Genomic DNA, 12,637 nt, shown 5'->3' on the forward strand with positions numbered 1-12,637 from the left:
AAACCGGCCCGCCCTCCCGTCAGGGCTCGGCCGGGGCTGTCCTGTCTCTGAACCCCGCACGAGGAAAAGGGGAGTTGTGGCACATCTGTTGGTGGTCGAGAGCTGGGTCGGATCGATGAGCAGGCTGCTGCCGAGATCGATCCGGGAGGGCGGACACGAGTTCACCTTCCTCACCCGTGACCTGCACCACTACCTGCGCTCCGCTCCCGAGGGCACCGCCCACCCGCTGCTGGGGGCGCGGAACGTGATCACCGCGGAGACCAACGACGTCGACGCGCTGCTGCCCGAGGTGGAGCGGCTGCACGCCGCGCTCCGCTTCGACGGGGTGGTCACGTCCTGCGACTACTACCTCCCGACGGTCGCGCGGATCGCCGAAAGGCTCCAACTGCCCGGTCCGAGGGCGGAATCGGTGGAGAACGCCTGCCGCAAGGACACCACCCGCCGGGTCCTCGCGGAGGCGGGTGTCCCCGGGCCGCGGTTCGCGGTGCACCAGGAGTGGCACGACATCGCCCGTGCCGCCCGCGAGGAGGTCGGCTATCCCCTGGTGGTGAAGCCGGTCGACCTGTGCGCGGGCATGTTCGTGCGGCGCGTCGACGACGAGGCCCAACTCGCGGCCGCCGTGGAGGCGCTGGAGGGGTTCCCGGTCAACGCGCGCGGGCAGCGCAGGTCTCCGTCGGTGCTCCTGGAGGAGATGCTCGACGGCCTTGAGGTCAGCGTCGAGACGGTGTCGCACGCGGGCACGGTCCACGTGGTCGGGGTGACCGACAAGAGCGTGGGCGGCGCGCCCGCGTTCATCGAGACCGGGCACATGTTCCCCGCCGCGCTCACGGGAGGGGAGACCGAGGCCGCCGAGCAGACGGCCTCGGCCGCGCTCAAGGCCCTCGGGCTGGTCGACGGGGTGGTGGCGCACACCGAGATCAAACTGACCTCCGCCGGCCCGCGGGTGGTCGAGGTCAACCCGAGGCCCGCGGGCAACCGCATCACCGAACTCGTCCGGCATGTCACCGGCATCGACCTGGCCGCGGCCTTCGTGGAGGTCGCTCTCGGCCACGCGCCCGACCTGCGGCGCGGCGACACCGGGCTGCGCAGCGCGGCCATCGGTTTCCTGGTCCCCGACCGGACGGGCACCCTGGAGGCGCTCGACGGCGGAGGGATGCGGGACGAGCCGGGGGTGCTGGAGGTCCAGCTCTCCGAGCCCGGACGGCAGGTGAAGGCGGCCGGCAGCAACAACGAGTACCTCGGCCACGTCATGGCGGGAGACCCGGCGGGAGCCGGGGCCCGCGACCGGGTCGAGTCGCTGCTCGACCGGGTGCGCTCCGGGCTGGTGATCCGATGACTTCGGCCATACCGGCGAACGTGACCGCCACGTCGTACGGGGAACTCCTGGACCGGGCGCTCGCGGGTGAACTCGGCCCCGATCCGGCCGCACTGCGCATCGCCGTCGCCTTCACCACCCGGCAGGCGGTCCGGCACGACGGACGTGGCACCGGCTACCGCAACGAGGTGCTCAGCCTGCGCCTGGCGGAGGCCGTCGGCTCCTGTGCGGTCGAGCCCGGCGCCCTGCCGGACAGCACGGTGGAGGAGTGCGTCGACGCCGACGTGGCCCGGCTGCTGCGGCACCCGCTGGAAGCGGTACGGGTGGCGGCGCTCGACGCCTATCTTGCGTACGCCTTCCCGCACACCCCCGGCAACGGGGCCGAGCCGGTCCCGCTTCCCGGCGGTTCGTCGCTGGTGAAGTCGCGCGCCCGGGCGAAGGCCGTCGTGGAGCTGCTCGATCTGCCGGCCGGCTCCACGGTCCTGCTGGTCGGGGTGGTGAACTCGCTGCTGGAGGCACTGCGGGCGCGCGGACTCACGGCCATCGCCTGCGACCTCAAGGGCGGCGAGACCGAGACCGGGGAGCCCGTCGCCACCGACGCGCTCACCGAGGCCGGGCGGTGCGACGCCCTGCTGGTGTCCGGCATGACGCTGGGCAACGGCACCTTCGAGCCGCTGCGGCTCCACGCGCTGGAGCACGGAAAGCAGCTGGTGATGTTCGCCCAGACCGGCAGCGCCGTGCTGCCCCGTCTGCTGGGCCAGGGGGTCAGCGCGGTGTGCGCGGAACCGTACCCCTTCTTCTGGCTCGACGGCGGCCCCGGGACCATTCACCGCTACCGCGGCAGCTGTACGGGCGGAGGCCCCCGATGACGACAGCGACGACGACCACGAAGGCCGCGGCCGTCCGGACGGTCGCCCGCCCGGAACTGCTCACCCTCCTCGGCCGGACGCCCCTGGTGCGTATCACCGCCGGGCTGCCAGGGCCTCACCCCGGCTTCTGGGCCAAGCTCGAAGGGCTCGCCGCCGGCGGGATGAAGGCCCGTGCCGCGGTGTCGATGCTGCTCGGCGCGCGGGAACGCGGTGAGCTGCGGCCCGGGGCACCGGTGGTGGAGTCCACCTCGGGCACCCTGGGCATCGGGCTCGCCTTCGCCGGACAGGCCCTCGGCCATCCCGTGGTGCTGGTGGGTGACAGCGAACTCGAACCGTCCATGCGCCAGTTGCTCCGTTCGCACGGGGTGCGCCTGGAACTGGTGGACCGGCCGGCACCGCAGGGCGGCTGGCAGGCGGCGCGCCTGGCCAGGCTGCGCGACCTGCTCGCGGAACTGCCCGGTGCCTACTGGCCCGATCAGTACAACAACCCCGACAACAGCACCGGTTACGCCTCGCTCGCAGCTGAGGTCATCGCCCGGCTGGACCACCTGGACGTCCTGGTGTGCAGCGTCGGCACCGGTGGCCACAGCGGCGGGATCATCGGTCCGCTGCGCCGCCGCTGGCCCGCGCTGCGCATGATCGGCGTAGACGCCACCGGCTCGACCATCTTCGGCCAGCCCGCCAGGCCCCGGCTGATGCGCGGCCTGGGCAGCAGCATCCATCCGCGCAACGTCGCCTACGGCGCGTTCGACGAGGTGCACTGGGTCGGCCCGGCAGAGGCCGTGGACAGCTGCCGCCGTCTCGCCCGGGAGAGCTTCGTCAGCGGCGGCTGGAGCACCGGGGCGGTCGCCCGCGTCGCCGCCTGGGCCGCCCGGGTCCACCCGGGCGCGCAGGTGGCCACCGTCTTCCCCGACGGGCCGCACCGCTACCTCGGCACCGTCTACGACGAGGACTTCGCGGCCGCCCACGGACTCGAGCCGTCGTCCGCCGCCCACCGGCCCATGGAGATCCCGTACCCGCAGGCGGCCGAGGCCACCGGCTGGGCGCGGTGCGTCCGTGTGGCCGACCCGCTTGCCGTCCGTCGTCCGGCCACCTCACAGGAGAGGAAGACGTGAAGGCCACCCTGCGCACCGTACGACTGGACCTCGCCGAGCCACTGCGTATCTCGCGCTCCACCATGTCCGCGCGGGAAGCCGTGTGGCTCACCGTCGAACACGACGGCGCCGCCGGTCACGGCGAGGCCGTCACCAGCGTCTACTACGGCCTCGACGCCGCCACCCTGGACCGGCTGCTGCACGCGGCGGGGACGGGACTCGCCCGCTTCCCCGACCCGGAGAGCGCCCTGGAGGCCCTCCGGGAGGAGGAGCCGGGAGCTGACGGGACACCGCCGGCGGTGACCGCCGCCGTCGAGTCGGCGCTGCTCGACCTCGTCGGCAAGCGGGCGGGCATCCCCGTGCACCGGCTGCTCGGCGCCGATCAGGCACCCGAAGTGGCCACCGCCCGCACCATCGGCATCACCTCCGCGACGCACGCGGCGGCCGAGGCCCGACGTCTCGCCGCGAACGGTTTCTCGGTCATCAAGGTCAAGGCGGGCGCGCCCGATCCGGAGGAGGACCTGGAGCGCGTGCGCGTCATCCGGGATGTCGCGCCGGGCGCCCGACTGCTCCTCGACCCCAACGGAGCCTGGACCACCCGCCAGGCCGACGCGCTGCTGCCGCGCTACGCCGATCTCGGCGTGGAGGCCGTGGAACAGCCCCTCGCGCCCGGTGACCCCGAGGCGTTCGGGGCCCTCGCGGAGCGCTCGCCGCTGCCCCTCATCGCCGACGAGGACGCGGTGAGCCTCCAGGACGCCCGCCGGCTGGCCGGGCGGGTCCAGGGCGTCAACGTCAAACTCGCCAAGTGCGGCGGTGTGTACGCCGCCCTGCGCATCGCCGAGGCGATCGCCGGCAGCGGCACCGACCTGATGCTGGGCTGCCTGACCGCGAGCACCCTCGGCCTCGCGCCCGCGGTCCACCTCGCCGACCGGGCGCGCTGGGCCGACCTCGACGGCCATCTGCTGCTCGCGCACGACCCGTGGACGGGCATCGGCGGCGAGCGGGGCTCCGTCACCGTGAGCGGGCATCCCGGTCTGGGGGTCGCACCGCGCACGCGGTCGGAGAACCCGGCCGGCTCGGCGGATGTGGCAGGTCCGGTGGACCCGGCCGGTTCGGGCGGGACCGGGGAGGTGCCCCGTGCGGACGTGGCGTGAGATGCGGCGGTTCCCCTTCGCCGTACAGCTGCTGCTGGTCAACCAGCTCGGCGTGAACACCGGCTTCTACCTGCTCATCCCCTATCTGGCGACCCACCTCACCGAGAACCTGGGCATGTCGGCCGCCGTCGTCGGCGTCGTGCTCGGCGTACGCAACCTCAGCCAGCAGGGCCTGTTCATCATCGGGGGCTCCGCGGCGGACCGCCTGGGCGCCCGGGGCGTGATCATCGCCGGCTGCGGGCTGCGCACCCTCGGGTTCGGGCTGTTCGCGCTGGGCGACGACCTCGCCGTACTGCTGGCCGCCTCCGTGCTCAGCGGCCTCGCCGGCGCCCTGTTCAACCCGGCGGTACGCGCCTATCTGGCCCAGGAGGCGGACGACCGCAAGGCGGAGGCGTTCGCCCTGTTCAACGTGTTCGCCACCACCGGAGCGCTGATCGGCCCGGTACTCGGCAGCGCCCTGCTGCTGGTGGACTTCCGTACCTCGGCGCTGACCGCCGCCGGGATCTTCGCCGCGCTGACCGTCGCCCAGGCGCTGGTGCTGCCCGCCCGGCAGGTGCGGCCCGCCAAGAGCTCGGTGCTCGCGGACTGGCGCGAGGTCGTCGGCAACCGCGCGTTCCTGGCGTTCGCGCTCGCCATGGTCGGCCTGTTCACCCTGGAGAACCAGCTGTATCTGCTGCTGCCCGCCGGGGCCCGGCAGGCCACCGGATGGGAGGGCGCCGCGGGCATCGTCCTCCTGACCGGCACCCTCGCCAACCTCGCCCTCCAGCTGCGGATCACCCGGACGCTCAAGGACCGCGGGGCCAGGGCGCGCTGGATCTCCACCGGCCTCGGCGTGGCGGCGCTGGGGTTCCTGCCGCCGATGCTGGTCGCGGGCGGCTCCGGCGAGCCGGACGGCACGGCGGACATCATGCTGGGGCTGCTGCCCGTGCTGGTCGGTGCGCTGCTGCTCCACCTCGGGGTGATGATCGCGCAGCCCTTCGTGATGGAGCTGATCCCCGGCTTCGGCCGGCCCGAACTGACCGGCACCTACTACGGGATCTTCTACCTGGCCTCCGGAGTCACCGCCGCCGTCGGCAACACCGTCGTCGGCTGGGCCATGGACGCCGGCGGGGGCGACGCCGCCTGGCTGCCCTGGGCGTTCTGCGCGCTGCTGGGGCTGGCCTCCGCGTTCGGCGTGGCCTGGCTGCACCGGATCGGCTCACTGCCCAGGACGCCCGAGCCCGCCGTAGCGGCGACGGCCTGAGGAGGACACCATGAGCGGTACGACGACGACCGGGCAGGACCTGCGCAATCTGCTCACCGACAACCCCGGGCTGTACGAGGCGCGCTTCCCGGACCCCGACCGGCTCGCGGGCCGCTGGGCCGAGGACTGCCTGCGGCGGCATGGTGCGGGCGCCCGGGTCCTGGACCTGGGCTGCGGCACCGGCCGGGACGCGGCCCACCTGCACCAGGCCGGCCGCCGGGTGACCGGGGCCGACATCTCCCCGGCGATGCTGGAGTACGCCCGTACCGAGCACCCCGGGCCCGGATACGTCCGCGCCGACCTGCACGGATTCGACCTGGGGCACGGCGCGTTCGACGCCGTCACCTGCCTGGACAGCGCCCTGCTGTACTGCCACACCAACGAGCAGCTCGACGGCTTCCTCGACTCCTGCCGCCGGGCGCTCGCCCCCGGCGGGCTGCTGGTCGCGGAGATGCGCAACGGCGCCTACTTCCTGGGGCGTACGGACCTGCTCGGCCCGCCCGCGGTCAACGAGTTCAGCCGGGACGGCGTCCACTACCGCTCCAGCACCACGCTCACCGTGGACCGTACGGCCCAGCTGCTGCGCCGCTCGCGGGTGTGGACGGCCGACGACGGATCGGAGCCGTTCGAGCAGCGCTCGGCGTGGCGGCTGCTCCTCCCGCAGGAGCTGCGGCACTTCCTCACCGCACACGGCTTCGAGGTCCTGGAACTCCACGACGGCCCGGGTCCCCGCAGCGAGCCGCCCTGGACCGAGGGCCTGCCCCCGGGCACCACCACGGACAGCGACCGCCTGCACCTGGTCGCCCGGCCGACCTGACCCGAAACCTTCTGACACCTCCACCCGACGACCAGCGAGGACACCTCGAGATGCACGACGAACACAGCCGCCCCGCCCCGGCGGAGGACCGCTTCCCCGGTCTGCGCCGCCGCGGTTTCCTGGCCGCCACCGGCGCCGCCTCGCTGGGCGCGCTCGCCCTCACCGCGTGCGGCGGTTCCGACTCCGGTTCCGGCTCCGGCGGGAGCGGCAAGGGAGGCGGGACCCCCAGAAAGGGCGGCCGGCTGCGCGCCGCGTTCGCCGGAGGCGGCGCGAGCGAGACGCTCGACCCGCATCTGGCCAACCTGTTCGCCGATGTCGCCCGCGCCAAGGCGCTCTTCGACAAGCTGGCCGACTACGACGCCGACCTCGCCGCCGTACCCCGCCTGGCCGAGAAGTGGGAGCCGAACGCCGCACTGGACCGCTGGCAGATCACCCTGCGCAAGGCGACCTTCCACGACGGCAAGCCGGTCACCGCCAAGGACGTCCTCCACAGCTTCCGCCGCATCACCGACCCGGCCAAGGCCTACCGGGCGAAGGCGTCCCTCGCCCCCATCGACCTCGAAAAGAGCCGGGCCACGGGTGAGCGGTCGATCGAGTTCGTGCTGAAGCGGCCCACCGCCGAATTCCCCAACGTGCTGGCCGCGTTCGGGGCGTTCATCGTCCCCGACGGGGCCGAGGAGTTCGACAGCGAGCCGGTCGGATCCGGCCCCTTCCGGTTCGGCTCCTTCGCACCCGGCCGTTCCGCGGTCTTCCACCGCTACGACGACTACTGGGAGGGTGCCCCGCATCTGGACGAGATCGAGTTCGTCGTCGCCAACGAGGAGTCCGCACGCGTCAACTCCCTCCTCGGCGCACAGATCGAGTACGCCCACGAGCTGAACCCCACCACCGCCCGCGCCCACGAGGGCAAGGGCCAGATCGAGATCGTCCGGCTGCGCGGCAGCCTCATGCAGGCATTCGCCATGAAGACCGACCGGGCGCCCTTCGACGACAAGCGCGTCCGCGAGGCCTTCTTCCTCATCGCCGACCGGCAGGAACTCGTCGACGGCGCCCTGTCCGGCGCGGGCGTCATCGGCAACGACCTGTTCGGCAAGGGGTACGAGTACTACGCCTCCGATCTGCCGCAGCGCGGGCAGGACCTCGACAAGGCCCGCTTCCTGCTCAAGCAGGCCGGCGCCGAGAAGCTGAAGGTCACCCTGGACACCTCGTCGGTCGCCGCCGGGTTCACCGAATCCGCCGGCATCTTCCGCGACCAGGCGAAGAAGGCGGGAGTCACCATCGACGTGAAGATGGGCAGCAAGGACTCCTACTGGTCCGACATCCTCGACAGCGGCACCCTGTCCTGCAACCGCTCCGGCGCCATGCCCATCGAGTCCCACATCTCCCAGCGCCTGCTCACCGACTCCAGCACCAACATCACCAAGTGGCAGCACAAGGACTTCGACGCCCTCTACGAGCAGGCCCAGTCCACCCGTGACAAGACCGAGCGGGCCGCCCTCTTCGCGCGTATGCAGCGCCGCCTGTACACCGAGGGCGGATTCCTGGTCTGGGGCTTCGGCGACTGGATCATCGGAACGGCCAAGAACGTGAAGGGAGTCGAATCCGACGCCCCCGCCAACTCGCTCGACTGGGCCCGCTTCGACAAGGTCTGGCTGGCGTGAGCGGACTGCGCTCCTTCGTCGCCCGGCGGCTGCTGCTCGGTGCCCTGCAGACCGTGGCCGTGGTGCTGCTGGTCTTCGCGCTCACCGAGGCGCTGCCGGGCGACGCCGCGGTGGCCCTCGCCGGGGACCAGCCGGACCCGGCGCGCATCGCGGCGATCCGCGAGTCCATGGAACTCGACCGGCCGGCGTACGAACGGCTGGTCGACTGGGCTGCCGGGCTGCTCCACGGCGACCTCGGCACCTCGCTGGCGTCCGGACGCCCGGTCAGCCAGTACATCACCGGCGGGTTCGGCCCGACGCTGCTGCTCGCCGGGCTGACCGTGCTGCTCCTGATCCCTGTCGGGTTCGGGCTGGGGGTGCTGGCCGCCCGCCACGAGGGCGGCCTCGTCGACCGGCTGATCAGCTCCGCGATCCTCGCGGTCTACGCCGTACCGGAGTTCGCCCTCGGGGTGCTCCTGGTGACCGTGTTCGCTCTCCGGCTCGGCTGGCTGCCCCCGACCGCTGTCGGCTACGGCGCCGATCTGCTGGGCCACCCGGCCGCCCTGGTGCTCCCCGTCCTGGTGCTGCTCGCCCGCCCCGTCTGCTCCCTGTCCCGCCTGGTGCGGGCCGGCATGATCGACGCGCTCGCCTCGCCGTACGTCGCCCAGGCCGCCCGCTACGGCGTGTCCGGCGTCCGGGTCCGCTACGCGCACGCCCTGCCGAACGCCCTGGCCCCCGCCGCTCAGCAGCTCGCCCGCACCATCGACTGGCTGCTGTCCGGCGTCATCGTCGCGGAGGCACTTTTCGTGATCCCCGGACTCGGTACCGTCCTGCTCGGAGCCGTCGCCGAACGCGACGTCCCCGTGGTCCAGGGCCTCGCCGTCGTCTTCGGCGTCCTCACCGTCGCACTCAACCTGGGCGCCGACCTGGTCGCCCACCGTCTCGCGCCCCGGTCGGGGGTGGCAGCGTGAGCGTGCGGCACCCCGCCCGCTTCGCCCTGGGCCTCGCCCTCGTCGCCGTACCTCTCGTACTGGCCCTGGTGGGGCCGCTGTTCGCCGGCGAACCGGGGCCACGGGGGGCGTCATCGACCCTCGGCGGTGAGCACTGGCTCGGCACCGACTTCGTCGGCCGCGACGTGTGGCAGCAGGTGCTGCACGGCGGCCGCCCGGTCGTGCTGACCGCGCTCGCCGCGACCGCCCTGTCCTACCTGGTCGCCGTACCCGTCGGCCTGGTCAGCGCGCTCACCCACCACCGGTGGCTGGAAGAGGTGCTGATGCGGCCCCTGGACGTCCTGCTCGCCGTGCCGTCGCTGCTGATGATCCTGCTGGCCGCCACGGTGTTCTCACCGGGAGCCGTCGGACTGGCGCTGCTGGTGGCCCTGGTCAACGTGCCCGACGCGGCACGCCTGGTGCGCGCCGCAGCCGCCGAGGTTGCCGCCCGTCCGGCGGTCGAGGCGCTGCGGATGCAGGGCGAGAGCTGGTGGCGCATGGCGGTCGGCTACGTCGGCCGCTCCATGGTCCGCACCCTGGCCGCCGACGCGGGCACCCGGCTGACCGGGGTGCTGTACCTGGTCGCCACCGCCGCTTTCCTCGGTGTCGGGGTCGCCCCGGACGCCGCGGACTGGGCGGTCATGGTCGACCGCAACCGCACCGGCCTGTTCGTCCAGCCGTGGGCCGTGGTCGTCCCCGCCCTGCTGATCGTCGGCCTGACGATGGGCACCAACCTCCTCTTCGACGCCGCGCTGGCCAGGGGCGGCGGGCGCGCCGCCCGGCCGTCCCGCCGTACGCTCCCGGGCCCGCGCGGCACCGGAATCCGGACCGGGAAGGAAGCACACCTGTGAGCAAGGACAGGGCCGACGGCCGAGGCGGCCCGGGCACCGAGCCGGTCGCGGAGCTCCGCGGCCTGCGCGTCGAGACCGGCGGCAAGGTGATCGTCGACGGGGTGAACCTCCGGGTCATGCCCGGGAAGGTCACCGCCCTGGTCGGTGCCTCCGGCAGCGGCAAGACCACCACGGGTCTCGCCCTGCTCGGTACGTACCCGTCCGGAGCCCAGGTCACCGGGGAGGTGCACCTGACGGCGGAGGGACCGGCGGGCTACGTCCCCCAGCACCCGGCGGCGGTGCTCAACCCGGCCCGCCGCATCACCGCGCTGCTCGACGACATCGCCCGCGCCCAGGTTCGCGACCTGCCCCGCGCCCGGCGGAGGGCCGCCGTACGCGAACGGGTGCTGCGCGCCCTCGCCGACGCCCAGGTCCCGGACGCCGAGGCGCTGCTGCGGCGGTACCCGCATCAGCTCTCCGGCGGCCAGCAGCAGCGGGTCGTGCTGGCCCAGGCACTGCTGCTGGGCGCGCGGGTGATCGTCGCGGACGAACCCACCACCGGCCAGGACGCGCTGACCAAGAGCCTCGTCGCCGACCAGCTCGCGGCCGTGGCGGCCCGCGGCATCGCCGTCGTCCTGCTCAGCCACGACCTGGACGTCGTACGCGCGGTGGCCGACGAGGTGCTGGTCCTGAAGGCGGGCCGGGTCGTGGAGTCGGGCCCCGTCGAACGGCTCTGGGAGGCCCCGCGGCACCCCTGGACCCGTGCCCTGCTCGACGCCCGGACGGCATCGGGCCCCGCCGACGCCACGGCCGCTCCCGGGGCCGTCGGAGGATCACCGGAACCGGTGCTGGTGGTACGGGACCTCACCGCCCGCCACCAGGACGGGTCCGGCGGCAGGACCGTGGTGCTGCGTACCCCCGAACTCCAGGTGCGGGCCGGTGAGTGCCTGGCCGTCGTCGGCCGGTCCGGCAGCGGCAAGACCACCCTGGCCCGCTGCCTGGCCGGACTCCACCGTGACCACGACGGGGAGATCCTGCTCGACGGCACCCCCCTGCCCCGCAGCCTCCGCTCCCGTGACCGCGCCCAACTCGCGGCCGTGCAGTACGTGTTCCAGGACGCCCGGGCCGCCTTCGACGAACACCGGCCGGTGCTGCACCAGGTGGCGCGTACGGCGGTGAGACTGCGCGGCGCCGACGCCCACGCGGCCGGAGCGGAGGCCCTGGCCACCCTGGAACGGCTCGGCATCCCCGAGGACCTCGCGCGCCGGCACCCCGGCCGGCTCTCCGGCGGTGAACTCCAGCGCGTCGCCCTCGCCCGCGCCCTGCTCGCCCGGCCCCGGGTCCTGCTGTGCGACGAGATCACCTCGGGGCTCGACACCGTCACCCGGCGGGACATCCTCGCCACCCTCACCGGGCTGCTCCGGGACCGCGGCGACCTGTCCCTGGTCCTGATCACCCACGACCTGGACACCGCGGCACTGGCCGACCACATCGCCGTACTCGACGCCGGTGAGGTCGTCGAGCAGGGCCCGGCCCGGCGGGTGCTCACCGAGCCGGCCCACCCGTTCACCGTCTCGCTGACGGAGACCACGCGCAGGCTGGAGGTGGGGGTGGGCCGGTGATCCGGACGTACCACGGGGCGAACGGCTCGCCCGGGTTCACCCGCGCATGCCCACCGGCACTGCCGGCCTCGTCCGGAGGAGCGAACCGAACCTTCAGGTGACCGACGCGACCAACCGCAGGGTGCCGGCCGTACTGGCCCACCTGAGGAAGTGACGTACCCGCACGGGCCGTCGGTGCCACCGCCTCCCGGTCAGGTCACCGTCCCCGGGCCCCGGGGCCTTCGCCGCGTCGCACGACGAGCGCCGCCGCCCGCCAGACCGCGGCCGCCTCCTGCGGGGTCAGGCCGGGGTCCGCGGCGCGCAGGGCGGTCGCGCGGTCGAGCGCCTCGGCGGGTATGCCGCCTTCGTCGTCGAACCGGGACAGCAGCGCCGTCAGCAGAGCGCGCACCCGTTCACCGTCGGACGCGCGTGTGAGGGACACCTGGGCCAGGATCAGTGCCGTCATGGCCCGGTCGAGGGCGGGAGGTCCCTCGGACGCCGTCAGCCAGTCGATGACCACGGCGCCCTCGGGGGTGAGGACCACGTTCTCCGGGTGCAGGTCCATGTGCAGGATCCGGTGCTCGGGGTCCTGGGACAGCCGGGCTGGTATGGAGTGCAGTTCACGCAGGAGCCGTGCCATCAGCTCCGCGCCCTCGTCCGGGGTGAGGGTGCCCGCCAGGAGTGCCCCGGCCAGCGTGGGGCCGGTCAGCTGCTGCAGCACGAGGTCCGTGGGCCGCGCGTCGTCGGCCGGTGGGCCGATGCGGGGCACCGGGAAGCCGGTGGCGGAGAGGTATGCCATCACGGCGAGTTCGCCGGTGGTGTCGATGCCGTTGCGGTATCGGCGCAGGACCCAGGTGCCGTCGAGTTCGTACACGTCGGCGGTGCGTCCCGAGCCCAGGAGCGGGCCTGTATGCATGGGGGGAACCTAACCCGCGCGGTCCGGCCCGGGGGAGTCGCGGGCGGGGCGTGGTCCGGCGCTCGCGTACGGCGGCCTCGGCCGGCCCGGAGGTCAGGGTGCTGAGACCGGAGGTCAGGGCAGTGAGAGCCGTCCCGGGCGGCCGGGGGCGAAGGCCGCGCCGAGGCAC

11 protein-coding genes are annotated in these 12,637 nt (G+C 73.7%); 10 read left to right on the forward strand and 1 reads right to left on the reverse strand.

Going from position 1 to position 12,637, the window contains the following annotated elements; translation table 11 throughout:
* Positions 1–76: 76 nt before the first annotated feature.
* Genes ACGFNN_RS20415 through ACGFNN_RS20460 form a run of 10 tightly spaced genes read left to right on the forward strand, consistent with a single transcriptional unit; the run spans position 77 to position 11,573 of the window.
* Positions 77–1,336 (forward strand): ATP-grasp domain-containing protein, encoded by a 1,260-nt coding sequence (locus ACGFNN_RS20415; protein ID WP_393557614.1) that lies wholly within the window; start codon positions 77–79, stop codon positions 1,334–1,336.
* Positions 1,333–2,184, forward strand: coding sequence for a Rossmann-like domain-containing protein (locus tag ACGFNN_RS20420; RefSeq protein WP_393557616.1), 852 nt, complete (start codon positions 1,333–1,335; stop codon positions 2,182–2,184). Before ACGFNN_RS20415 ends, ACGFNN_RS20420 begins: the two co-directional genes overlap by 4 nt.
* The gene (locus ACGFNN_RS20425) at positions 2,181–3,299 is read left to right on the forward strand and encodes a PLP-dependent cysteine synthase family protein (protein ID WP_393557618.1); all 1,119 of its coding nucleotides are present in this window, start codon (positions 2,181–2,183) and stop codon (positions 3,297–3,299) included. The genes ACGFNN_RS20420 and ACGFNN_RS20425 overlap by 4 nt, the downstream gene beginning before the upstream one ends.
* Entirely contained in the window at positions 3,296–4,432 is a 1,137-nt protein-coding gene (locus tag ACGFNN_RS20430; protein WP_393557620.1) for a dipeptide epimerase, read from the forward strand. Before ACGFNN_RS20425 ends, ACGFNN_RS20430 begins: the two co-directional genes overlap by 4 nt.
* A complete protein-coding gene (locus ACGFNN_RS20435) occupies positions 4,416–5,675 on the forward strand; it encodes an MFS transporter (protein ID WP_393557622.1) in 1,260 nt (419 codons plus the stop codon). The genes ACGFNN_RS20430 and ACGFNN_RS20435 overlap by 17 nt, the downstream gene beginning before the upstream one ends.
* A 10-nt stretch (positions 5,676–5,685) precedes the next feature.
* Entirely contained in the window at positions 5,686–6,492 is an 807-nt protein-coding gene (locus ACGFNN_RS20440; RefSeq protein WP_393557624.1) for a class I SAM-dependent methyltransferase, read from the forward strand.
* Between the two features lie 50 nt (positions 6,493–6,542).
* The gene (locus ACGFNN_RS20445; RefSeq protein ID WP_393557626.1) at positions 6,543–8,153 is read left to right on the forward strand and encodes an ABC transporter substrate-binding protein; all 1,611 of its coding nucleotides are present in this window, start codon (positions 6,543–6,545) and stop codon (positions 8,151–8,153) included.
* The gene (locus ACGFNN_RS20450) at positions 8,150–9,103 is read left to right on the forward strand and encodes an ABC transporter permease (RefSeq protein WP_393557628.1); all 954 of its coding nucleotides are present in this window, start codon (positions 8,150–8,152) and stop codon (positions 9,101–9,103) included. The genes ACGFNN_RS20445 and ACGFNN_RS20450 overlap by 4 nt, the downstream gene beginning before the upstream one ends.
* Positions 9,100–9,972 carry an ABC transporter permease gene (locus ACGFNN_RS20455; RefSeq protein ID WP_393557630.1) on the forward strand — a complete coding sequence of 291 codons (873 nt, stop codon included), beginning with the start codon at positions 9,100–9,102 and terminating at the stop codon, positions 9,970–9,972. The genes ACGFNN_RS20450 and ACGFNN_RS20455 overlap by 4 nt, the downstream gene beginning before the upstream one ends.
* Positions 9,969–11,573: an ABC transporter ATP-binding protein gene (locus ACGFNN_RS20460; protein ID WP_393557632.1), complete on the forward strand. Its 1,605-nt coding sequence runs from the start codon at positions 9,969–9,971 to the stop codon at positions 11,571–11,573. The genes ACGFNN_RS20455 and ACGFNN_RS20460 overlap by 4 nt, the downstream gene beginning before the upstream one ends.
* Before the next feature lie 196 nt (positions 11,574–11,769).
* Here the strand turns inward: ACGFNN_RS20460 and ACGFNN_RS20465 are convergent, their stop codons facing one another.
* Positions 11,770–12,468, reverse strand: coding sequence for a phosphotransferase (locus ACGFNN_RS20465; RefSeq protein WP_393557634.1), 699 nt, complete (start codon positions 12,466–12,468; stop codon positions 11,770–11,772).
* Positions 12,469–12,637 lie beyond the last annotated feature (169 nt).

It is taken from the genome of Streptomyces sp. NPDC048590, from assembly GCF_043199535.1.
GTDB lineage: Bacteria > Actinomycetota > Actinomycetes > Streptomycetales > Streptomycetaceae > Streptomyces.

Bases quoted from the DNA above. Each gene is read 5' to 3' on its own strand.
- ACGFNN_RS20440 (WP_393557624.1), top strand. From the start codon at position 5,686: ATGAGCGGTACGACGACGACCGGGCAGGACCTGCGCAATCTGCTCACC.
- ACGFNN_RS20425 (WP_393557618.1), top strand. From the start codon at position 2,181: ATGACGACAGCGACGACGACCACGAAGGCCGCGGCCGTCCGGACGGTC.
- ACGFNN_RS20420 (WP_393557616.1), top strand. From the start codon at position 1,333: ATGACTTCGGCCATACCGGCGAACGTGACCGCCACGTCGTACGGGGAA.
- ACGFNN_RS20445 (WP_393557626.1), top strand. From the start codon at position 6,543: ATGCACGACGAACACAGCCGCCCCGCCCCGGCGGAGGACCGCTTCCCC.
- ACGFNN_RS20465 (WP_393557634.1), bottom strand. From the start codon at position 12,468: ATGCATACAGGCCCGCTCCTGGGCTCGGGACGCACCGCCGACGTGTAC.